The following is a 22,637-nucleotide window of genomic DNA, read 5'->3' on the forward strand; positions in this document are numbered from 1 at the left end:
GCAAGCTTAAGCCGCAATGCGGAGCAACTCGGCGCCCTCGGCCACCTGGTCGCCCGGCGTGTAGAGCAGTTCCTCGACCGTGCCATCGGCCGGAGCCGCGATGGTGTGTTCCATCTTCATCGCCTCCATCACCGCCAGGGCCTGCCCGCGGCTGACCTTGTCGCCGGCCTTGACGGCGAAGGACACCACCTTGCCCGGCATCGGCGCGGTGAGGCGGCCCGCATCGGCATGCGTGTCGCCGGCGTGGGCCATCCGGTCGAGCGTGACGATGCGGGTCGCGCCCTCGGGGGCGAAGACATGCGTTGTGGCGCCCTCCTCGTAGACGTTCAAGGTGCGCCGCAGGCCATTGAACTGCAGCTCGATCTCACCCGAGGGGAACTGACCCATCGTGAGCGCACCCTCAGTGCCGCCGACCTGCAGCCAGAGGCCGCCGTCGCGCCGGTAGGTCAGCAGCGCCTGCTGCGCCTCGCCATGGAATTCGAAGTCGAAGCGACGCAGGTACTCGCCGAAGCCGCGCCAGCCGTCGCGGCGCGCAAAGGGCTCCGAAGGCGCGGCCTCCGACCGCTCCGCCAGCAACGTTCGCACGACGGCAGCGGCAGCCGCCAAGGGCAGGCCGAGCGGCTCCTGGTCGAAGAGCACGGCACGCTCGCGCTCGATGAGCGCCGTGTCCAGCTTCGCGTGGGCGAAGGAATCAGTGCGCAGCACGCCGCGCAGGAACTGCACATTGGTGGCCACGCCCACGATGTGGGTCTGTGCCAGCGCCGCATCGAGCCGCGCGAGCGCCTCCTCGCGCGTCGCGCCGTGCACGATCAGCTTGGCGATCATCGAGTCGTAGAAGGGCGAGATCGAGTCACCTTCGCGCACGCCATCGTCGACGCGCACGCGGCTGCGCTGGAAGGCCGTGGCGCCCGGCTTGCGATAGACGCGCAACGTGCCGGTGGCGGGCAGGAAGTTGTTGTCCGGGTTCTCGGCGCAGATGCGCGCCTCGATGGCATGGCCGTTGATCTGCAGCTGCTCCTGCTTCAGCGGCAGCGGCTCGCCGGAGGCCACGCGCAGTTGCCATTCGACGAGGTCCAGGCCGGTGATCGCTTCGGTCACTGGATGCTCGACTTGCAGACGCGTGTTCATCTCCATGAAGAAGAAGTTCATGGACCCGTCATTGCGCTGCTCCACGATGAACTCCACGGTGCCGGCCCCCACGTACTTCACCGCGCGCGCCGCCGCCACCGCGGCTTCGCCCATCTCGCGCCGCATGGCTTGCGTCATGCCGGGCGCAGGCGCCTCCTCCAGCACCTTCTGGTGGCGCCGCTGCACCGAGCAGTCGCGCTCGAACAGGTAGACATAGTTTCCTTGCGTGTCGCCGAAGACCTGGATCTCGATGTGGCGAGGGCGCTGCACGTACTTCTCGACCAGCACCGCGTCGTCGCCGAAGCTGTTGATGGCCTCGCGTTGGCAAGACGCAAGCGCGGCGGCGAAGTCGGCGTGCTTCTCGACCACCCGCATGCCCTTGCCGCCGCCGCCGGCGCTGGCCTTGATCAGCACCGGGTAGCCGATGCGCTCGGCCTCGCGTGCCAGCAGCGCCGGGTCCTGGTCCTTGCCGTGGTAGCCCGGCACCAGGGGGACGCCGGCCTTCTCCATCAGCTGCTTGGACTCTGCCTTCAGGCCCATGGCCTGGATGGCGGAAGGCGGCGGGCCGATGAAGACCAGGCCCGCTTCGGCGCAGGCCCGGGCGAAGTCCTCGTTCTCGCTCAGGAAGCCATAGCCCGGGTGCACCGCCTGCGCGCCGGTGGCCTTGGCGGCCTCCAGGATCTTTTCCCATCGCAGGTAGCTGTCCTTGGGCGCGCTGCCGCCCAGGTGCACCGACTCGTCGCAGGCACGCACGTGGTTGGCATGTGCGTCGGCATCGGAGTAGACGGCGACAGTGCGGACGGCCATGCGACGCGCGGTGGCGGCGACGCGACAGGCAATCTCACCGCGGTTGGCGACAAGGATCTTCTGGAACATGAGGACGGCTTTCCTGTGGGGGAGGTGGTGTGGATGGGGACGGGCTCAGGCGTCGCTGCGCATGCCCAGCCGCGCCAGCAGCGCGCGGTCTTTCGCGGCCTGGGGGTTGGCGGTGGTCAGCAGGCGATCGCCGTAGAAGATCGAATTGGCGCCGGCGAGGAAGCACAGCGACTGCAGCGCTTCGTCCATCTGCTCGCGCCCGGCCGACAGGCGCACCATGCTCTTCGGCATGGTGATCCGGGCGACGGCAATGGTGCGCACGAACTCGAAAGGGTCGAGCGGCTCGGTGCCTGCCAGCGGCGTGCCCTCGACCTGCACAAGGTTGTTGATGGGCACCGACTCGGGGCAGGGGTCGAGATTGGCCAGCTGCGCGATGAGTCCGGCACGCTCCGCGCGCGATTCGCCCATGCCGACGATGCCGCCGCAACACACATGCAGGCCGGCATCGCGCACGTGGCCGAGGGTGTCCAGGCGGTCCTGGTAGGTCCGGGTCGTGATGATCCTGTCGTAGAACTCGGGAGCGCTGTCGAGGTTGTGGTTGTAGTAGTCGAGGCCCGCGTCCGCCAGTCGCTGCGCCTGTTCCGCCTCGAGCATGCCGAGGGTCACGCAGGTCTCCAGGCCGAGCGCCTTGACGCCGCGCACCATCTCGATGACGGGCTCCAGGTGCCGCTCCTTCGGGCTGCGCCAGGCCGCGCCCATGCAGAAGCGCGTGGCGCCATGGTCTTTCGCGGCCTGGGCTGCCGCCAGTACCTCGTCGAGCGCCATCAGCTTGCTGGCCTGCAGGCCGGTGTCGTGGTGGGCGCTCTGCGGGCAATAGCCGCAGTCCTCCTCGCAGCCGCCGGTCTTGATCGACAGCAGGGTCGAGAGCTGCACGGTGTTGGCGTCGAAGTGCGCGCGATGCACCTGCTGCGCGCGGAACAGCAAGTCGTTGAAGGGCAGCTCGAAGAGCGCCTTGACGCTATCGACGCGCCACGCGGCGTTGCCGGGCAAGGCGTGCTGTTGCGAGGCCGTGGCCTTGCGGTCGATGAAGCTGATGCTGTGTTCCATGAAGAGAGATTCCTGTAGGCGGGTTCAGGCGGCCAGCGCCAGGGTGCTGCGCAACATGCGCAAATCGAGATGGGCGGCGGCGCGGGCCGCCTCGGGCGAGCCCAGGTGCGGCACCACGCCGAGCAGCGGCGCGTCCAGATGCGCTCGGAGTGTTTCGATGTTGGCCTCGAGGGCCAGCATCTGGGGATCGATGACGCTGCCGACCCAGCCCGCGAGCACGAGGCCGCGCGCACGAACTGCCTCGGCGGTGAGCAGCGCGTGGTTCAGGCAGCCGAGCCGCAATCCCACGACGAGCACCACCGGCAGCCCCAGCGCCACGGCGAGATCAGCGCTGTCGAAGTTGTCGGCCAGCGGCACGCGGAAGCCGCCTACGCCCTCGACGATCACGGCATCGGCCTGCTTCGCGAGCTGCGCGTACGCCAACAGCAGGGGCTGCAGCGCGATGCACATGTCCTCGTCCTGCGCTGCCAGGTGCGGCGATATCGGCGCGCGCAGCAGGTACGGGCAGCGCAGCGGCAGCGGGGCATCGACGTTGCCGGCGAGCTGCAGATGCTCGACGTCTTGGTTGCGCCACATGCCGCCGATGAGGTCGAGGCCGGCTGCCACCGGCTTCATGCCGACTGCGCGCAGGCCCGATGCAGCCAACGACCACAGCATGGCGCTGCTGACCAGTGTCTTGCCTACGCCGGTGTCGGTGCCTGTGACGAAGCAATGCACTTTCATTGGAGAACCTCCGCGTGACGCACGGCGGTGCTTGCCTTGCGGGCCTCCGGCTTAGGGATTTGCCGACTTGCTCTGTGCCCGTTGGAGGGAGGGTTGGGGTGAGGGCACCGGGATTTCGATTCGTACCGAGTGCTTGGTTTGAGGCTCCAGCCTCGGAACGAGCGCAACGTACCAACATAAGACCCGCTGCCCTCACGCCAACCCTCTCCCCGAGGGAGAGGGAGCGCCACCGCGGTCGTGCCCTTCAGCAAGGCCCCCATCGCGTGTCTCATGCAGCCTCCTTCCAAGGCTGCGCCAGCAGCTGCCCCAACGCATCGACCAGCCGCGCAACATCGTCCTCGCCGTGGCTGGCCGACAGCGCGATGCGCAGCCGCGCGGTCCCGACCGGTACGGTGGGCGGCCGGATCGCGCCGACTCGCAGCCCGAGAGCGTCGAGCTGCGCGGACAGCTGCATCGCACGCGCGTTCTCCCCCACGATCAACGGCTGGATCGCAGTCGTCGACTCGGCGAGCCGGGCGCCGCCGCCAAGGGGCAGCACGCGCTGCAAGCCTGCGCGCAGTTGCGCAATGCGTGCGTGCAACTGAGCGCGGCGCCGGGCCCCCTCCTCGCCTTCGATCAAATCCAGGCTGGCGAGCAGCGCATGGGCGATGGCCGGCGGCGCGGCGGTGGTGAAGATGTAAGGCCGCGCGCGTTGCACCAGGTAGTCGATCACGGTGCGGTGCGCGGCCACGAAGGCCCCCGACACACCCGCGGCCTTGCCGAGCGTGCCCACGAGGATGAGCCGCTCGGACCGCAAGTCAGTCTCTTCCAGCACGCCACGGCCCCGCGCACCGAGTACGCCGAAGCCGTGGGCATCGTCCAGCACCAGCCAGGCATCGTGGCGCTCGGCCAGCGCCAGCAGCCCAGCGACGGGCGCGATGTTGCCGTCCATGCTGAACACGGCATCGCTCACGATCAGCTTGACTGCCGCGTCGCAGCGCGCGAGCTGCGCATCGAGCGCCTGCACGTCGCAGTGCGGATAGCGTTCGACCCGCGCCTTGGCCAGCCGGGCGCCGTCGATCAGCGAAGCATGGTTCAGCGTCTCGGAGAAGATCACCGCCTCGGCGCCGCCAAGGGCGGACAGCACCGCGAGGTTGGCCATGTAGCCGGTGCAGAAGAAGAGGCTCTGCGCTTCGGGAATGTGCGGCGCCATCCAGCCGGCCAGCCGCTCCTCGAGCTGTGCATGCGCGCGCGAGTGGCCGAGGATCAGGTGCGAGCCGCCGCTGCCTGCGCCGTAGCGCGCCGCGCCTTCGGCCATCGCGGCCACCAGCGCCGGGTGCGCGGCCAGACCGAGGTAGTCGTTGCTGCCGAAAGCCAGGAGCGTGCGCGGCACCGCGGCGCCGGGCAGCGTGAGCCGCTGCGCGGGCGCGCAGGGCGTCTCGGCAATGAGCCGCCGGCGGCGCAGGGTTTGCGCGTCGAGCCCCGCGATTTCATGCTGGAGGCGGTCAAGCAAGCGCGACATCGCAGGCCTCCTTGGCAGCATGCGGCGCGGCGACGGCGTCGAGGGTGGCTACGGTGCCCTCGACCAGGCGATCGATCTCGTGGTCGGTGATCGCGTAGGGCGGCATGAGGTAGACAGTGCGGCCGATGGGGCGCATCAGCAGGCCCTGGTCCCGCGCCGCGAGATGGAAACGCTCCGCAAAGCGCTCGCCGGGCTCTCGCACGTCGAAGGCGCTGATCATGCCGCACTGGCGCAGGTGATCGACGGGCCGCGCGCCCAGGCCCTCCCGCAGACGCTGCAGGATGCGCGCGGCCCGCCCACGATTGCGGTTCAACACGTCTTCGTGCGCGAACAGGTCGAGGGTGGCCAATGCGGCGCGGCAGGCCAGCGCATTGCCGGTGTAGGAATGCGAATGCAGGAAGCTGCGAGACACGTCGTCGTCCACGAAGCATTGGTAGATCGCGTCACGCGACATCACCAGCGCCAGCGGCAGGTAGCCGCCGCTGATGCCCTTCGACAGGCACAGGAAGTCGGGCCAGATGCCGGCCTGCTCCGAGGCGAAGAAGCTACCGGTGCGCCCGCACCCAACGGCGATCTCGTCGGCGATCAGGTGCACACCGAAGCGGTCGCACAGGGCGCGCGCCCGGCGCAGGTACTCGGGATGATGCATCGCCATCCCGGCGGCGCACTGCACCAGCGGCTCGACGATGACGGCGGCGATCGTGTCGTGCTGCTCGGCCAGCAGCGCGCCCAGCGCATCGGCCGCGCGCCGAGCGACATCGGCGGCGTCCTCGCCTGGCTTGGCACTGCGCGCGTCGGGCGAAGGCACAAGGTGCGCATCGCCCAGCAGCGGCGCATAAGCGTCGCGGAACACGGCCACGTCGGTCACATGCAGCGCGCCCAGTGTCTCGCCGTGGTAGCCCTGGCGCAGCGCCACGAAGCGCCGCTTGCCGGCTCGGCCCGCATTGCGCCAGGCATGGAAGCTCATCTTGAGCGCGATCTCCACCGCCGAGGCGCCGTCGGAGGCGTAGAAGCAGTGGCCGAGCGCGCCGCCGGTCAGCGCGGACAGCCGCTCGGCCAGCTCGACCGCGGGTGCATGGGTGCAGCCAGCGAGCATGACGTGGGGCAGCGTGTCGAGTTGCTGCTTGAGCGCGGCATTGATGGCCGGGTGCGCATGGCCGAACAGGTTGACCCACCAGGAGCTCGTAGCGTCCAGGTAGCAGCGACCCTCGTGGTCGACCAGCCAGACGCCTTCGCCGCGCGCGATCGGCAGCGGTGGCACGGCCTCGAGCCGGATGCTCTGGGTGCAGGGGTGCCACACATGGCGCCCGCTGCGCTGCTGCCAGTCGGCATTGCGCGCCGGGGCGGCTGTCGGGGGAGACGGAGAAGCAGGATTCAGCACGGGTTCGTTCCTTGTTCGATGGGGCTCGGGCCGCGCATCGTAGGCAGCGCTTCCCACCGCCGCAATGCAGCGCTTGTCCTCGAGATGGCTGCCGCTTGCGCGACGTTTCCAGCTGTTCCCAACATCTTTGCCTCAACGTCGCGCAACGGGCGGTCTATGTACTGCCCGCGCCGTTACAAAAAATTCAGACCTGGCCGTCTTCGTGCTTGTTCAAGCGGAAGGCCGGCGTCACACCCGGGTCCGGCCGGCCGCTGAAGATGCGCGCCAGGCGGGCGAAAAGCGCGCGCAGGAAGCGCCAGCTCTTGCGGATCAGCCAGACCGACAACGCGAGCAACACGACGAACACCAGCAAGAACACGAGCGGATGCGCCACCGCCAGCCACAGCCCTGCCGGCACCACGCTGTCCTCGACCAACGAGGCGCCGACATTGCTGAAGGGCTCGGGCGAAGTGTTGATGGCGGCGCGCGTGGTGGCCTTGGCCGCATGGGCGGTTGCGGCAAAGCTGCCGCCCAGCAGCGCGGCGACGATCGCCATCGCCGCGTGGTCGGCCCCGAAGACACTGGCGGCCAAGGCGGCACCGGCTGGAATGCGGATCACCGTGTGGACCATGTCCCATAGCGAGTCGAGGCCGGGGATCTTGTCGGCAAAGAACTCGATGAAGACCATGAAGCCGCTTGCCGCGATCACCACCGGGTGCGCGAGCAGTTGCAGGCCGCCCGGCAGGGGCACCCAGCCCAGGTAGCCGGCCAGGCCGATCAACAGCACGACGAGGTAAAGCCGCACGCCGCTGGCCCAGCCGATGGCGGCCGAGAGGGCGAGCAGCTGCGGCAGGTCGAGGGAGTCCATGGCGCGGCGCGTCTCAGCCGGAGATCCAGGAGGGCTTGCGCTTCTGGAGGAACGCCTGCACGCCTTCGCGGCCCTCCTCGCTGGCGCGGATGTCGGCAATGCCTTCGACGGTCTTCGCGATCAGCGCATCGTCGATCTCGCGGCCCGCCACGTCGGCGATCAGTTGCTTGCAGGCGCGCACCGCCGCTGGACTGGCACTGGTGAAGGCCTTCACGATCTCGGCCACCTTGGCATCGAGCGCATCGGCAGCTACCACCTCGTGCACAAAGCCGATGCGATGGGCCTCGGCCGCACTGAAGCGCTCGGCCGTGAGAAAGTAGCGCTGCGCGGCACGCGTTCCCATCGCGCGCAGCACGTAAGGGCTGATCGTGGCGGGAATCAGGCCGATCTTGACCTCGCTGAGGCAATACCAGGCCGTGTCGACGCTCACCGCGACATCGCAGGCCGCCACCAGCCCCATGCCGCCGGCATAGACGTCGCCCTGCACGCGCGCGATCACCGGCTTGGGACTCTGGTCGATGGTGCGCAGCATTGCGGCCAGGCCGCCTGCATCGGCGATGTTCTGCTCGTGCGTGAATCCGGCCGCGCGTCGCATCCAGTTGAGGTTGGCACCGGCGCAGAACGCCGGGCCATTGGCACCCAGCACGATGGCGCGTACCTCGTTCGCTGCGCCGGCCTGCGAGAACGCTTCGTCCAGCTCATGGATGACCACGTCGTCGAAGGCATTGCGCAACTCGGGCCGATTGAGCCAGATGCGCGCGACGGAACCTTCGATGCTCAGTTCCAGCGTGGTGAAGGTGTTCATTGGGAGCGGGCTTCCTGTTGCAGCAAGTAGACCCAGTCGAGCTCGGGGCCCGGCTGGACCATGCCCGTCAGCGCAGCCGTGAGCTGGCCGCGATGGTGGGTCGCGTGGTTGAACACATGGCCGAGTGCCGGCGCGAACGGAATGCGCACCTCCTCGCCGTTGTTGCGGATGTAGGCCATCTCGCCGTCGTAGCGCTCGGGTGCGAGCGTGGCCAGCCAGGGGCTCCAGCGCGTGACGGCCTGCGCCAGCGCTTCGCACAGCGCGGCGCGATCGGCGTGCATTTCGGTGTTCAGCGGCACGCGCGGCGAGTGGCCTTCGGCGAAGCGGGAGTACCAGATGTCGTCGGTCACCAGCAGGTGGTTGACCGTGCCGTGCACCGAGCGAAAGAACAACCCGCAGTCGCGGCGCCAGTCGGCCTCCGCCAGCGTCTTCAGGTTGGACTCCAGCAGCTTCTGCGTCGCCCACACGTGGTAGCGCGCCAGGCTCGCGAAATAGTTCGGCAGCGACATGCTCTGCTCCTTGGCGTCACATGCGGAAGATGCCGAAGCGCGGCTCGGGCACCGGCGCATGGCGCGCCGCGGCCAGGCCGAGCGCGAGCACGCGGCGGGTGTCGGCCGGGTCGATGATGCCGTCATCCCACAGCCGCGCCGTCGCATAGTAGGGATGGCCCTGCTGCTCGTACTGGTCGCGGATGGGTGCCTTGAAGGCTTCTTCCTCCTCCGCACTCCACTGCCCGCCCTTGCCCTCGATGCCGTCGCGCTTGACGGTGGCCAGCACACTCGCGGCCTGCTCGCCGCCCATCACGCTGATGCGCGCGTTGGGCCACATCCAGAGGAAGCGCGGCGAATAGGCGCGTCCGCACATGCCGTAGTTGCCCGCGCCGAAGCTGCCGCCGATGATGATCGTGAACTTGGGCACGTTGGCGGTGGCAACCGCCGTCACCATCTTGGCGCCGTGGCGCGCGATGCCTTCGTTCTCGTACTTGCGCCCGACCATGAAGCCGGTGATGTTCTGCAGGAACACCAGCGGGATCTTGCGATGGCAGCACAGCTCGATGAAGTGGGCGCCCTTCTGGGCCGACTCGGAGAACAGGATGCCGTTGTTGGCGACGATGCCCACCGGCATGCCCTCGATCTCGGCAAAGCCGCAGACCAGCGTCGCACCGAAACGGGCCTTGAACTCGTGGAACTCACTGCCGTCGACGACGCGGGCGATGATCTCGCGCACATCGAAGGGCTTGCGGGTGTCGGTGGGGATCACGCCGTAGAGTTCTTCGCGCGGGAAGGCGGGCGGGCGGACTTCCTCGGGCGCATCGGCCGCGGCCTGGTTGTTGCCCGCGTTCAGGTTTCCCACCGCCGTGCGCGCCAGCGCCAGGGCATGCAGGTCGTTCTGCGCCAGATGGTCGGCCACGCCCGACAGCCGCGTGTGCACGTCGCCGCCGCCCAGGTCCTCGGCGGTCACGACCTCGCCGGTGGCGGCCTTCACGAGCGGCGGGCCGCCGAGGAAGATGGTGCCTTGCTCCTTGACGATGATCGACTCGTCGCTCATCGCCGGCACGTAGGCGCCGCCGGCCGTGCACGAACCCATGACCACGGCGATCTGCGCGATGCCCTGGGCGCTCATGTTGGCCTGGTTGTAGAAGATGCGGCCGAAGTGATCGCGGTCGGGGAAGACCTCGTCCTGGTTCGGCAGGTTGGCGCCGCCGGAGTCGACCAGGTAGATGCAGGGCAGGCGGTTCTGCTCGGCGATCTCCTGCGCGCGCAGGTGCTTCTTGACCGTGATCGGGTAGTAGGTGCCACCCTTCACCGTGGCGTCGTTGCACACGATCATGCAGTCGACGCCGCTCACGCGGCCGATGCCGGCGATCAGGCCAGCGCCGGGCGCCGCGCCGTGGTACATCGCGTGGGCTGCCAGCGGCGCGATCTCGAGGAAGGGCGTGCCCGGGTCCAGCAATCGGGCGACGCGCTCGCGCGGCAGCAGCTTGCCCCGCGCAGTGTGCTTGCTGCGCGCGGCCTCGCCGCCGCCGGCCTCGACCTTGGCGAATTGCGCGTGGAGGTCTTCGACCAAGGCGCGCATGGCAGACGCATTGGCCTGGAATTCAGCGGAGCGGGCGTTGAGCTTGGTTTCTAGTTGAGTCATGGTTCAGCGGGGTTCGAATGCAAAGTCCGTCGTCATGCGGTCTTTTCCTCTCCAAGTCCCAGCTGCGCCTTCATCGCCTCGCGGATCTTGAACTTCTGGATCTTGCCGGTCACGGTCATCGGGAATTCCTTGACGAACTCGATGTAACGCGGGACCTTGTAGTGCGCGATCTGGCCCTTGCAGAACTCGCGCACCTCGTCGGCCGAGAGGGTCTGGCCGGGCTTGGGGATGATCCATGCGCAGAGCTCCTCGCCGTACTTCCTGTCGGGCAGGCCGACCACCTGCACGTCCTGGATTTTCGGATGTCGGTAGAGGAACTCCTCGATCTCGCGCGGATAGATGTTCTCGCCGCCGCGGATCACCAGGTCCTTGATGCGGCCGACGATGTTGACGTAGCCCTCGGCATCCATGGTGGCGAGGTCGCCGGTGTGCATCCAGCCCTCGGCGTCGATGGCTTCGCGGGTTTTCTCCTCGTCGTCCCAGTAGCCGTGCATCACCGAGTAGCCGCGGGTGCAGAGCTCGCCCGAGGCCCCGGGTGCAACGATGGCGCCGTTCTCGGGATCGACGATCTTGACCTCGAGGTGCGGCTGCACCTTGCCTACGGTGGAGACACGCTTTTCCAGCGGCGTGTCGGTCGAGCTCTGGCAGCTTACCGGGCTGGTCTCGGTCATCCCGTAGGCGATGGTGATCTCGGAGAGATGCATCTGGTCGACCACGCGCTTCATCACCTCGGTGGGACAAGGCGAGCCGGCCATGATGCCGGTGCGCAGCGTCGAGAAATCGAACTCCTTGAAGCGCGGATGGTCCAGCTCGGCAATGAACATGGTGGGCACGCCATGCAGCCCGGTGCATCGCTCGGCCTGCACGGTCTGCATCACCGTGAGCGGATCGAAGCCGTCGTTGGGATACACGATGGTCGCGCCGTGGGTGAGGCAGGCCAGATTGCCCAGCACCATGCCGAAGCAGTGGTAGAGCGGCACGGGGATGCAGAGGCGGTCTTCCGGCGTGAGCTTCATGCATTCGCCGATGAAGAAGCCGTTGTTGAGGATGTTGCGGTGGGTCAGCGTCGCGCCCTTCGGAAAGCCGGTGGTGCCGCTGGTGAACTGGATGTTGATCGGGTCGGTGGCCTTCAGGGTCTTCGCGATCGCGGGCACGCGCGGGTCATCGGCCTTTCCCTGCTCGACCAAGGTCGAGAAGCGCATGAGGCCGGGCAGCTCCTCGTGCTCGCCGAGGCGATCGATCCAGGCCACCGTGCGCAGTTGCGGCAGGCGCGCCGCCTGCAGCGCGCCGGGCTGCGCGCTCGCGAGTTCGGGCGCCAGTTCACGCAGCATGCCGACGTAGTCGCTGGTCTTGAAGCGCTGCATCGTGACCAGCGCCTTGCAGCCGACCTTGTTGAGCGCGTACTCGAGCTCGGACGTCCGATAGGCCGGGTTGATGTTGACCAGGATGAGCCCGATTCTTGCGGTGGCGAGCTGCATCAGCACCCAGGCCACGTTGTTGTGCGACCAGATGCCCACCCGGTCGCCGGTCGCCAGTCCCAGCTGCAGCAACGCGCTGGCGAGCCGGTCGGCTTCGCGCTGCAGTTCGAGGTAGCTCAGGCGGCGTTGCTCGTGCGCGCTGACCAGCGCATCGCGATCGCCCTGCCGTCGGGCCATGTCGTCGAAGAAGTCGCCGATGGTCTGCTCGATCAACGGGACATCGGTGGTGCCGCGATCGATGCTTTGAGTCAATGGCATGTGCGGTCTCCTCTGAAGTCCACGCCCTACGCCGTCTCCGCGAACAACTCGCGGCCGATCAGCATACGCCGGACCTCGCTCGTGCCCGCACCGATCTCGTACAGCTTGGCATCGCGCCAGAGCCGCTCGACCGGGAAGTCCTTGGTGTAGCCCACGCCGCCCAGCGCCTGGATCGCTTCGCCCGCCATCCAGGTCGCCTTCTCGGCGGAGTAGAGGATGGCGCCGGCCGCGTCCTTGCGGAAGGTGCGCGCATGGTCCTTGCGATCGCACGCCTTGCCGACCGCGTAGACATAGGCGCGGGTGGCCTGCCAGGTGGAGTACATATCGGCCAGTTTTCCCTGCATCAGCTGGAACTCGCCGATGCTCTGGCCGAACTGCTTGCGCTCGTGGATGAAAGGGAGCACCGCATCCATGCAGGCCGCCATGATCCCCAGCGGGCCGCCGGAGAGCACCGCGCGCTCGTAGTCGAGGCCGCTCATCAGCACCTTGGCGCCCTGTCCCTCGCCGCCCAGCACGTTCTCCTCGGGCACCTCGCAGTCGTCGAAGAACAGCGGGAACGTGTTGGAGCCGCGCATGCCCAGCTTGTCGAGCTTGGTGCCAGCCGAGAAGCCCTTGAAGTCTTTCTCGACGATGAAGGCGGTCATGCCGCGCGCGCCCATCTCGGGCTCGGTCTTGGCGTAGATGACGAGCGTGTCGGCATCGCCGCCGTTGGTGATCCACATCTTGCCGCCGTTGAGCACGTAGCGATCGCCTTTCTTCTCGGCGCGCAGCTTCATGCTGACCACGTCGGAGCCGGCATTGGGCTCGCTCATCGCCAGTGCGCCCACATGCTCGCCGCTGACGAGCTTGGGAAGATACTTCTTCTTCTGCGCCTCGCTGCCGTTGCGGTGGATCTGGTTGACGCAGAGGTTGGAATGCGCGCCGTACGAGAGGCCGACCGAAGCCGAGGCGCGCGACACCTCCTCCATGGCGACGATGTGGGCCAGGTAGCCCAACTCGGTGCCGCCGTATTCCTCCTTCACCGTCATGCCGTGCAGCCCGAGTTCGCCGAGCTTTCTCCAGAGGTCGTGCGGAAAGAGGTTCTCGCGGTCGATCTCGGCAGCACGCGGGGCAATCTCGTTGGCGGCGAAATCTGCCACCGCGTCGCGCAGCGAATCGATGGTCTCGCCGAGGTCGAAATTGAGGCCGGGATCGTGCATGGGGGTGTCTCCTTGGATGGGGATTCGTTTCCCGCGCCGAAAAACATCCCGCGCGGGCAGTCGCAGCTTACGCCGCTTGCCGTTGCATTTGGCGTCACAATGGTTGCATATCGCGCCATCGAAATCTCGTCTCTCGTGACCGCTTCTCCCTTCAAGCCGGCTGGCCGCGCGGCCACACCCATGGCCTTCGTCCGAGCGATCGTGCAGGGCTACCAGCGGTATGGCAAGGATCCTGCCGGAGCCTTGGCACAGGCACGGATTGCGCCGCGCGAGCTGCACTTGCAGGAAGGCCGCGTGACCGCGGCCCAGTTCGAGGCGCTGTCGGGACATGCAATGCAGGAGCTGGACGACGAGGCGCTGGGCTGGTTCAGCCGCCGCCTGCCCTGGGGCACCTACGGCATGCTGTGCCGTGCTTCGCTGAGCTCACCCGACCTCGGCGTTGCCATCAAGCGCTGGTGCCGCCATCACCGCCTGCTGACTTCCGACATCGGTCTCGAACTCCAGGTGGCGGGCGGCGTGGCCACGGTGTCGATCCGCGAGAACGTGGACCTGGGCGATCTGCGCGAGTTCTGCCTGGTGTCCAACCTGCGCTTCCTGCACGGCTACGCCTCCTGGATCATCGATTCGCGGGTGTCGCTGCGTGCGGCCCGCTTTCCTTTCGATGCGCCGCCGCACCGCGATGCCTATCCGCTGATGTTCGGTGGCGAGCTGCAGTTCAAAGCCGAAGCCGCCAGCTACAGCTTCGACGAGCGCTACCTCGCACTGCCGCTGCGCCGAGACGAGCAGGCGCTCCGGACCATGCTGCGGCGCGCGTTGCCGCTGACGGTGCTGCAGTACCGCCGCGACCGGCTGTTGGGGCAGCGGGTGCGCGAGCTGCTGCGCGCCCACGGTCGGCAGGCAGGCACGGCCGAGGCACTGGCCGCGCTCCTGAACCTCTCGGCCCGGACCCTGCACCGCCAATTGCTGGAAGAAGGCGTCTCGCTGCAGCAGCTGAAGGACGCAGTGCGCCACGAACAGGCGGCCGAGCAATTGCGCCGCACCGAACGCCCGATCAAGAACATCGCGCTCTCCGTCGGTTTTCGCAATGAGAAAAGCTTCTCGCGCGCCTTCCGGGCCTGGGCCGGCGTGACGCCCGGCGAATTCCGGCGAGCCGGCGCAGCCGACGCACCAGGAAGCTTGCCTCGGCGCGACAATTCGTGACAAAGTTCGCCGCTGCGCCGGACGCCGCTCGCCAAGCGGATTCCGGCTCCGTTTTTCTGGCCATAGGATCGAGGCATGCACATCCCGGACACCGACACTTCCGAATACGCGGCTCTGATCGAGTTCGCCGCCACCTCCGGTCGGTCGCGCATCCATCCGAACGTCGAGCAGAATGCCGGCCAGCTCATCGCCCGTTTCTGGTCAGCCCGCGCCCAGGCCATGACCGAGGCGGTGGCTGCAATGGCCAAGGCCGCGACCCAGCGTCGCAGCTGAGCCCTTTCTTTCTCGCTTCTCCTCGCCTGCGCCTCAGACCGAAGCGCCGCGCCATCCCGCCAACAACGAGGGCAGCTCCGCCATGTCGTTGAACACATGCGCCACGCCGACGGCGCGCAGTGCCTCGGGGCCGCTGTGGCCCAGGTCGGAGGGGCTGTAGCCGAACACGGTCGCGCCGGCCGCAACGCCGGCGGTGGCACCGGTCACGGTGTCTTCCACCACGGCGCAGCGCGCGGGGTCTACGCCCAGCGCCGCGGCTGCTGCGAGGTAGACGTCGGGCGCTGGCTTGGAGCGCGGCGTCTCGTGGCCGCTGAAGATGCGGCCCTCGAAGGCGTCGAGCAGGCCGATCTTCTCCAGCTGCAACCGGACCTTGTGCCGGTCCGCGCCCGAGGCGCAGGCAATGCGGCCGGCTGTGCTCGCGTGCAGGCTGCGCACGGCAGAGGGCGCGCCTGCGATCTCGATCAGATCGCGGTCGAGCGCCTCGTTGCGTCTCGCCCGGAACCCGGCAAGCCACTCTGGCGTCACGGCGAAGCCGGTCATGGCCTCGATCAGGGCGGTTTCGTCCTTGACCGCCTTGCCGGTAAAGAGGCGCATTGCCTCGGCGACCGTGAGCTTCCAGCCGAGCTCGCCGAGCATCTCGGCGAGCACGCGGTTGGTAATGGGTTCGGAGTCGACGAGCACGCCGTCGCAGTCGAAGAGGACGGCGTCGAAGGGGATGGAGGGCATGGACTCGATCGTATCAAGCAGCCCCTTCCCCTCTCCTTCAGCTCGGCTGGATCGGGATGTACATCTCGCCGCCCGCAGCCTTGAACTCGGCCGACTTGCCCGCCATGCCGTCGGCCACTGCCTGATCTTCGGCCAGGCCGCGCGCGGCCGCGTACTCGCGCACCTCCTGCGTGATCTTCATCGAGCAGAACTTGGGCCCGCACATCGAGCAGAAGTGCGCCACCTTGCTCGAGTCCTTGGGCAGGGTCTCGTCATGGAATTCGCGCGCCGTGTCGGGGTCCAGGCCGAGGTTGAACTGGTCCTGCCAGCGGAATTCAAAGCGGGCCTTGGACAGCGCATCGTCGCGTGCCCGCGCGCCCGGATGGCCCTTGGCGACGTCGGCCGCATGGGCCGCGATCTTGTACGCGATGATTCCCTGCTTCACGTCGTCGCGGTCCGGCAGGCCCAGGTGCTCCTTGGGAGTGACATAGCACAGCATCGCGGTGCCGGCCCAGCCGATCATGGCGGCGCCTATGGCGCTGGCAATGTGGTCGTAGCCGGGCGCAATGTCGATGGTCAGCGGGCCCAGCGTGTAGAAGGGCGCCTCGTGGCAGTGCTTGAGCTGCTCGTCCATGTTCGCCTGGATCATGTGCATGGGCACGTGGCCGGGCCCTTCGATCATGGTCTGCACGTCGTGCTTCCACGCAATCTGCGTGAGCTCGCCCAGCGTGCGCAGTTCGGCGAACTGGGCCTCGTCATTGGCGTCGGCCGCGCAGCCGGGGCGCAGGCCGTCGCCGAGCGAGAAGCTCACGTCGTAGGCCTTCATGATCTCGCAGATGTCCTCGAAGTGCGTGTACAGGAAGCTCTCCTGATGGTGCGCGATGCACCACTTGGCCATGATCGAGCCGCCACGCGAGACGATGCCGGTGCGGCGATCGGCCGTGAGATGGATGAAGGGCAGGCGCAGGCCCGCGTGAATGGTGAAGTAGTCCACGCCCTGCTCGGCCTGTTCGATCAACGTGTCGCGGTAGATCTCCCAGGTGAGGTCCTCGGCCACGCCGCCGACCTTCTCGAGCGCCTGGTAGATCGGCACGGTGCCGATGGGCACCGGGCTGTTGCGCACGATCCAGTCGCGGGTGGTGTGGATGTTGCGGCCGGTGGAAAGATCCATCACGTTGTCGGCGCCCCAGCGGATCGCCCACACCAGCTTCTCGACCTCCTCCTCGATGCTGGAGGTAACGGCGGAGTTGCCGATGTTGGCGTTGATCTTGACCAGGAAGTTGCGCCCGATCGCCATCGGCTCCACTTCGGGATGGTTGATGTTGGCCGGGATGATGGCGCGCCCGCGCGCGACCTCGTCGCGCACGAACTCGGGCGTGATGAGCTTCGGGATCTGCGCGCCCATCGGGTTGCCGGCGAGGCGCTTCTCGCGCGCGGCATCGGCCAGGTATTCGGCCATCCATTCGCGCTTGCCGTTCTCGCGCAGGGCCACGTACTCCATCTCGGGCGTGACGATGCCGCGGCGCGCGTAGTGCATCTGGCTCACGTTGCGGCCGGCCTGCGCACGGCGCGGCTGGCGCTGGAGCCCAGCGGCGGCGCCGCGCAGTTCGGCGAGCTTCCGGGCATCGCGGTCGGCGTGGGTGGCGCCGTCGTCGAGCATCTGGTGGCTGCGGCCGATATAGGCCTCGGTGTCGTTGCGCTCGGCGATCCAGGCGCCGCGCACGCTGGGCAGGCCGCTGCGCACGTCGATGTCGGCGGACGGGTCGCTGTACGGGCCCGAGGTGTCGTAGAGCGAGACGGTCTCGCCGTTGGTCAGGCGCACGTCCCGCACCGGAACACGCACGTCGGGCCGGCGGGGGCTCGCGATGGCACTTTTGGTCGAGGCTGGGAATGGCTCGCGCGTGAGCGTGAGCAGCGAGGCGAACTTGTCAGGGGCATTCATGCGGGGCACTCCTTCGGGTTGGATGGGTGCTCCGCAATCGCTCCGGATCGGCGCGGCGGAAAAGGGGGGATTCCGTGGCCGGGGAGTCGCAGCTCTTCTTACGCTGGTATGAACCAGTTCAAGTTCGCGGGTTCGGCCGCTTGGCCATCTCAGCACGCATCGCGCGTACACCCCGGAGCGGGACCGATTCTAGGCCCCGCAGGCAGAAAGCATCAAGCCGGATGCGCGGCGACGTCCCGTGCATCGACATCGAGCCGAGCCGGCTCCGAAGCCAACGCCTCGGCAGCGGTCCAGGCCGCGATCCCGCCGGCGAGCACGCGCACCCGCGACAGGCCAGCCTTCGCCAGGAGTCGCGCGGCGGCGATGGCGGTTTCGTCGTTCGGGCAGTCGCAGAACACCACCACCTCGCGCGCGGCCCGCAGTTCGGCCAGGCGGTCCGTCAGCTCGCGGTACGTGATGCCGACGGCACCCGGCACGGACCGGTCATCGATCCTGCGCGATTCGGGAGAACGCAGGTCGACCACCAAGAGACGCGCGCCGGCGGCGAAGGCGTCTCGCAGCGCATCGACTTCGACGTGCACGATATCGTCGACCTTCCGTGCGATACGGCGTTCGCGATAGCGCCAGGCAACGAAGACGGCCAGCAGCAGCGTGCCGACCAGCGTCGCCGTGAGGCCAACGCTCGACATCATTGCCAGCACGTCCTGGATCGCGGCATGGAACAGCCCGCCGAGTGCCAGGAAGCCCAACGCCCAGATCACTGCGGCAAGCGTTTCGTAGGCCATGAAGCGCGCGTTCGACATGCCCAGGGCGCCGGCCATCGGCGGCGCCACCAGCGACACGCCCGGCACGAACTTCGCCGCGATCAGGGACAGCCCGCCCCAGCGGCCGAGAATGGACTCGCTGCGCCGAACACAGTTGTCGGCCGACAGCGAGACGCGGCACAGGAAGCGCATCACCTGGTAGCCCCAGCGCCGCCCGGCCAGGAACCAGGCACCGTCGCCGAGGATGTTCCCCAGCACGGCAGCAAACACCAGCGCAATAAAGGACAGCTGGCCCTCGACCGCGAGGCCGCCGGCCACGACGAGGAAGGGCGCGGCCGGCACCGGTGCGCCCAGGCGGGTCGCCAGCGTGGCGAGAAACACCACGGCGGCGCCCTGCGCGGTAAGAAGAGCGATGAGATCGTTCATCGCTATTCCCCCGTGCCGGCGCGCGTGGGCGGGAGTTGGACCCGGGCGCTGCGAGTCGTTGCGATGCCCCGCAGGTCGATGTCCGAGAAATACGCCAATCCGCGGCCCTGCGTGTTGTCGGCGTCGGCCGATACTGCGATCGCGACCACGTCGGGCAGCGTGTCGCCGGCTTCGTCGCCGAAGGCGCGCTTGTAGTCAGCCAACAGATTGCGGCGCTCGCTCACGAAGACCGCCGGGTTGGCTGCGGCGCCGGACTCCAGCACCACCATGCGCATGCGCTGGGTGAACGCGTTGACGAGCGTGCTGCCCGCTGCTTCTTTCTTGTCCCACACGTAGCAAAGGGCCTCGCTGGGCACTTCCTCGCCAGTGGTGCGGCGCGCCAGTGCCAGGCGGGTGCGCTCACCGAACGACAGGTGATCGGCCGGGAAATCAAAGAAAACGCAGAGCTTGGCGGCGCCGTCATCGCCGGCGCGGGTGCGCAGGTTGGCGTCTTCCACGAAGGTGTCGACGCGCCAGCGCCAGGCCAGCGTGGTGGAGGGGTTGAGCGGCACACGGGTGGCATGCACGAGATTGCCGTAGGACTGGTCGGCCTCGACCTTCAGCACCTTCTGCGCACCCTGCTGGACCACCTCGAAGCGGGTTGGCGCCTTGTTGGGCAGGCTGGTGAAGCGCCAGGGCTGGGGCGCCTGTGCGCCGCGCGCGGCGGAGAAGGGAGTCAGCGCCGCCTCTTCGGCATGTGCGGCCGGCGCGGCGAGCCAGAGGGCGGCAGCAGCGATCGGCGCAGCCAGCATCGCACCGATCCAGCGGAATGCGGTCGGGATGATCGTGCTGTACTTCGTCGCCATGGTGTCCTCGGGGGTGTCGGTGTGTGTTGCGCGGTGTGCTGTCGGAGCGTGAAGAGAGTGTGGGGGCGAGAGCGTCCCGGATAAAGTAGCCAAACGGAATCGGACTGTCGCCGAATCGCGCACAATGCGCGCGCTTGCTATTGAATCTGTAGCAAGGGATGCACGCCGTGTCGGCCCGCGGCGTATTTTCCAGTCAAGGAACGATTCAGCGCATCACCCCGTCGGTGTAGTACCAACGGAGGAGATCGCCCTCGCCTCTCTCGCGCACGAAGCGGCTGCGCTCCGCCAACCGGGTAGCGGCGCCCGATCGATCGCGCTGGCGGGCGACGAACTCGACCTCGGCATGGCTGGCATCGGTCACGACATGGGCGCGCACTTCCAGGCCGAGCCATTTCACGCCCGGCTCGAAGTCGAGGCGATCCGGGCGATGCGAGGCATGCCAGGTCGCCAGCAGGTAGTCGGCCCGCTCGCGCACGAAGGCGGTGTAGCGCGAGCGCATCAGGGATTCGGCGTCCGGCGCCGGTGCCTGCCCGAAGTGGTCCAGGTAGCGGCCGCAGCATTGGGTGTAGCGCAGGGCCGAGCCGGAACGGTCGCGGAGGCCGCAAGGGCAGGAGTCGGGCTGGGGTCTGGACATGAGGCACTGATGCGCAAGGCCAATGATTGTGCAACCCTGAATCGCCCCGATGGCGCATTGCTTTCTCGCACCCTAGGCTCCGGCAAGGACGAGGAGAACGGCCATGTATCTGAAGGCTTCGGAACAGCTGGGCCTGCGCGGCATCTTCGCGCTGCTGGCGGAGGACCAGGGCGAGCGAGAGATCCGCGAGCGCCTGGGCTGGGCACTGCTGGACTTGCTGCGGGCGGACCAGTTCGCTTCCTTCGTGTGGGATGCGGACAGCGGCACCTTCGGGAAACGCGTGGCGCTCAACATGGAGCCGGGCAACCTCGACCGCTATGCGCAGTGGCACCAGCACCATGACCCGATCACCTTTGCGCTCCAGTCGCGCCGCCGTGCCACCCGCGTGACCGAGGTCATGCCGCAGCGTGCGCTCATGCGCACCACCTTCTTCAACGAATTCCTGTCGCGCGACGGGCTGCACTGGGGCATGAACCTGCACGCGTTCGAGGGCGAGAGCGCGCTCGGCGACCTGCGGATCTGGCGGCGACGCGGGCGCGGGGACTTCGGCGCGCACGAGACGGCGCTGCTGGATCTGATCGAGCCAGCCTTCATCGGCGCCTTGCAGCGCGCGCAGCGAAAGGCCTCGCCCGCCGCAGCGCGCGAGGCCGCCTGGGCCAGCCTGAGTGCGCGCGAGCAGCAGGTCGCGCAGGCGGTGAGCGAGGGCCTGACCGACAAGGAAATCGCGCGGCGTGCGGGTGTCGGCATTCCGACGGTGCGCACCTACCTGCGTCGCATCTTCGTCAAGCTGGGCATCGAGCGACGCTCGGCGCTGGGGGGGTGGGTGCCCGGGCGTTGAGATCTCCGGGGCGCACGCTGGACGCGCGGCGGCCGGTGCAACCATCGAGACTTCTTCTTCGGCGCATCGGCAGCGCCGCGCCGTTCACCTCGGCGGAGGCAAGCGCCCGAGTACCCCCTCGACGGCCAGTCCCACCGCCAGCAGCCTGCGGTCGCTCCCCGCCGGCCCATCGAGTTCCAGTCCCACGGGCAAGCCGCTCGCAGCGCCGAGCCCGGAAGGCAGCTGCAGGCCCGGAATGCCGGCGTTGCTGCCGGGATCGGTGTTCTGGATCAGCAGGACGAAGTTCTCCACGCTGCTGGACTCGGGCGTGGCGGCCAATGCCACGCGAGGCACGGTAGGGAAGACCAGCGCGTCGAGGCGATGCCTCCTGAAGGTCTCGCTGTAGAGCTTTTGCAGGGCGGGCCGCGCCTTGCGTATCGCGTTGTCATAGACGGGCTTCGCGTCGACGACGCCTTGCGCGGCAGGCAGCTTGCGCGGCATCACCAGGCCTTCGAAGGTCCCCTTGACGTCGGGACTCGCGATGCCCGCGGCCACTTGCCCGATGTCGACGCCGGCACGGTATTTCGCGAGGTAGCCCGCAAGGTCGTCACGGATCTCGTACAGCACGACCGGAAAGCTGACCGCGCCATTGAGTTCGGCAAGCCGGGGCATCTCGACATCGACGAGCGTGACGCCCGCCTCGCGCAGCTTTGCCAGTGCCGCATCAGTGGCGGCGCGGGTGTCCTCGTCGAGGTTGGCGTAGAAGGCTTTCGCCACGCCCAGCCGCACGCGCTTGAGGTCCGCCGGCACCACCGGCGTGCCGCCGGCAATGACGCGGTCCAGCAGCGCCAGGTCGGCCACCGAGAGCGCCATCGGCCCGGCCGTGTCGCGCGTGTGCGAGATCGGCACGATGCCCTGCTGCGAATAGCGTCCCACGGTGGGACGCAGCGCGGCGCAGCCATTGAACGCGCACGGAATGCGCACCGAACCGCCGGTGTCGGTGCCCAGCGCGGCGGGCGCCATGCGCGCACCCAGCGCTGCGCCATTGCCCGAGGAGGAACCGCCGGCGATGCGCGTCGCGTCATAGGCATTGCGCACGCCGACGTCGGGCCCGGTCTGGAAGGTCGGGTTGTAGCCGGTCACGCCGAAGGCCAGTTCGTGCATGTTGGTCTTGCCCAGCACGACAGCACCGGCGGCGCGCAACTTCGCGACCACGGGCGCATCGGCGCTGGCGACAAAGCCCTTGAGCGCGGGGGTGCCGGCGCTGGCCGGCAGGCCCTGGACCTGGATGTTGTCCTTGATCGCGACCGGCAGCCCGCCGAGCGGCTTGCAGCGACCGCCACTGCGGCGTGCCGCATCGGCAGCCCTCGCGGCCGTGAGGGCGCCTGCCTCGTCCAACGTGATGAAGGCGTTGAGCTGCGGCTTCGCCTTGGCCTGGGCGAGGTAGGCCGTCACCAGTTGCTCGCTGGTCAGAGAGCCGGCGCACAGGCGCTGCGCAGCGTCGCTGGCCGTCAGCGTGGCGAGGTCGAGCGGCGCAACCTGCGCACCCGCGGATGAAGCGAGGGCAGCAGCGCACAGCGCGAGCGCGCCGGTGCGAACGAACGAGACGCAGCATTCGATGGACATGGCGGACGCCTCCGTGAAACGAA

Annotated in this window: 20 protein-coding genes and 1 riboswitch; of the genes, 3 read left to right on the top strand and 17 right to left on the bottom strand. The window is 68.2% G+C overall.

What is annotated here, in order from left to right; genetic code table 11:
* Positions 1-6: 6 nt before the first annotated feature.
* From G3W89_RS24570 to G3W89_RS24620, 11 genes are all read right to left on the bottom strand, one after another.
* Entirely contained in the window at positions 7-2,004 is a 1,998-nt protein-coding gene (locus tag G3W89_RS24570; RefSeq protein ID WP_162576604.1) for an acetyl/propionyl/methylcrotonyl-CoA carboxylase subunit alpha, read from the bottom strand.
* Between the two features lie 45 nt (positions 2,005-2,049).
* On the bottom strand, positions 2,050-3,051 hold the full coding sequence (gene bioB / locus G3W89_RS24575; RefSeq protein ID WP_162576605.1) for a biotin synthase BioB: 1,002 nt from the start codon (positions 3,049-3,051) through the stop codon (positions 2,050-2,052).
* A 24-nt stretch (positions 3,052-3,075) separates the two neighbouring features.
* Positions 3,076-3,774, bottom strand: a complete 699-nt coding sequence (gene bioD / locus G3W89_RS24580) for a dethiobiotin synthase (RefSeq protein ID WP_162576606.1) — start codon at positions 3,772-3,774, stop codon at positions 3,076-3,078.
* Between the two features lie 268 nt (positions 3,775-4,042).
* Positions 4,043-5,275: an 8-amino-7-oxononanoate synthase gene (gene bioF / locus G3W89_RS24585; protein ID WP_162576607.1), complete on the bottom strand. Its 1,233-nt coding sequence runs from the start codon at positions 5,273-5,275 to the stop codon at positions 4,043-4,045.
* Entirely contained in the window at positions 5,259-6,653 is a 1,395-nt protein-coding gene (locus tag G3W89_RS24590) for an adenosylmethionine--8-amino-7-oxononanoate transaminase (RefSeq protein WP_162577636.1), read from the bottom strand. The genes bioF and G3W89_RS24590 overlap by 17 nt, the downstream gene beginning before the upstream one ends.
* Positions 6,654-6,840: 187 nt before the next feature.
* A complete protein-coding gene (locus tag G3W89_RS24595; protein WP_162576608.1) occupies positions 6,841-7,503 on the bottom strand; it encodes a DUF4126 domain-containing protein in 663 nt (220 codons plus the stop codon).
* 13 nt (positions 7,504-7,516) lie between these two features.
* Positions 7,517-8,308, bottom strand: a complete 792-nt coding sequence (locus G3W89_RS24600; RefSeq protein WP_162576609.1) for an enoyl-CoA hydratase/isomerase family protein — start codon at positions 8,306-8,308, stop codon at positions 7,517-7,519.
* Positions 8,305-8,817 (bottom strand): DinB family protein, encoded by a 513-nt coding sequence (locus G3W89_RS24605; protein WP_162576610.1) that lies wholly within the window; start codon positions 8,815-8,817, stop codon positions 8,305-8,307. The genes G3W89_RS24600 and G3W89_RS24605 overlap by 4 nt, the downstream gene beginning before the upstream one ends.
* A 16-nt stretch (positions 8,818-8,833) precedes the next feature.
* The gene (locus G3W89_RS24610; protein ID WP_162576611.1) at positions 8,834-10,447 is read right to left on the bottom strand and encodes a carboxyl transferase domain-containing protein; all 1,614 of its coding nucleotides are present in this window, start codon (positions 10,445-10,447) and stop codon (positions 8,834-8,836) included.
* 32 nt (positions 10,448-10,479) lie between these two features.
* On the bottom strand, positions 10,480-12,183 hold the full coding sequence (locus G3W89_RS24615) for an AMP-binding protein (RefSeq protein ID WP_162576612.1): 1,704 nt from the start codon (positions 12,181-12,183) through the stop codon (positions 10,480-10,482).
* A 26-nt stretch (positions 12,184-12,209) separates the two neighbouring features.
* A complete protein-coding gene (locus tag G3W89_RS24620) occupies positions 12,210-13,382 on the bottom strand; it encodes an isovaleryl-CoA dehydrogenase (RefSeq protein ID WP_162576613.1) in 1,173 nt (390 codons plus the stop codon).
* Positions 13,383-13,562: 180 nt separating this feature from the next.
* Between G3W89_RS24620 and G3W89_RS24625 the strand changes: the two genes are divergently transcribed.
* Complete coding sequence (locus G3W89_RS24625; protein WP_197893612.1) at positions 13,563-14,582, top strand: AraC family transcriptional regulator; 1,020 nt, start codon at positions 13,563-13,565, stop codon at positions 14,580-14,582.
* Between the two features lie 75 nt (positions 14,583-14,657).
* Positions 14,658-14,855, top strand: a complete 198-nt coding sequence (locus tag G3W89_RS24630) for a hypothetical protein (protein ID WP_162576615.1) — start codon at positions 14,658-14,660, stop codon at positions 14,853-14,855.
* A gap of 33 nt (positions 14,856-14,888) precedes the next feature.
* Here G3W89_RS24630 and G3W89_RS24635 read toward each other — a convergent pair whose 3' ends face one another.
* The 5 genes from G3W89_RS24635 to G3W89_RS24655 all read right to left on the bottom strand — a co-directional run bounded on the left by G3W89_RS24635 (position 14,889) and on the right by G3W89_RS24655 (position 20,171).
* Positions 14,889-15,581, bottom strand: a complete 693-nt coding sequence (locus tag G3W89_RS24635; protein WP_162576616.1) for an HAD family hydrolase — start codon at positions 15,579-15,581, stop codon at positions 14,889-14,891.
* 37 nt (positions 15,582-15,618) lie between these two features.
* Positions 15,619-17,502 (bottom strand): phosphomethylpyrimidine synthase ThiC, encoded by a 1,884-nt coding sequence (gene thiC, locus G3W89_RS24640; RefSeq protein WP_162576617.1) that lies wholly within the window; start codon positions 17,500-17,502, stop codon positions 15,619-15,621.
* 78 nt (positions 17,503-17,580) lie between these two features.
* A riboswitch (TPP riboswitch) is annotated at positions 17,581-17,687 on the bottom strand.
* A gap of 27 nt (positions 17,688-17,714) precedes the next feature.
* A complete protein-coding gene (locus G3W89_RS24645) occupies positions 17,715-18,692 on the bottom strand; it encodes a rhodanese-like domain-containing protein (RefSeq protein ID WP_162576618.1) in 978 nt (325 codons plus the stop codon).
* A gap of 2 nt (positions 18,693-18,694) precedes the next feature.
* Positions 18,695-19,537, bottom strand: coding sequence for a DUF3047 domain-containing protein (locus G3W89_RS24650; protein WP_162576619.1), 843 nt, complete (start codon positions 19,535-19,537; stop codon positions 18,695-18,697).
* Between the two features lie 205 nt (positions 19,538-19,742).
* Entirely contained in the window at positions 19,743-20,171 is a 429-nt protein-coding gene (locus G3W89_RS24655; protein ID WP_162576620.1) for a YchJ family protein, read from the bottom strand.
* 103 nt (positions 20,172-20,274) lie between these two features.
* Here G3W89_RS24655 and G3W89_RS24660 point away from each other — a divergent pair, with 103 nt between their 5' ends.
* The gene (locus G3W89_RS24660) at positions 20,275-21,009 is read left to right on the top strand and encodes a helix-turn-helix transcriptional regulator (protein WP_162576621.1); all 735 of its coding nucleotides are present in this window, start codon (positions 20,275-20,277) and stop codon (positions 21,007-21,009) included.
* 84 nt (positions 21,010-21,093) lie between these two features.
* On the opposite strand, the gene iaaH is transcribed toward G3W89_RS24660, so the two are convergent.
* Complete coding sequence (iaaH, locus tag G3W89_RS24665) at positions 21,094-22,614, bottom strand: indoleacetamide hydrolase (protein ID WP_162576622.1); 1,521 nt, start codon at positions 22,612-22,614, stop codon at positions 21,094-21,096.
* Positions 22,615-22,637 lie beyond the last annotated feature (23 nt).

This window comes from Variovorax sp. PBL-H6 (assembly GCF_901827155.1).
GTDB lineage: Bacteria > Pseudomonadota > Gammaproteobacteria > Burkholderiales > Burkholderiaceae_C > Variovorax.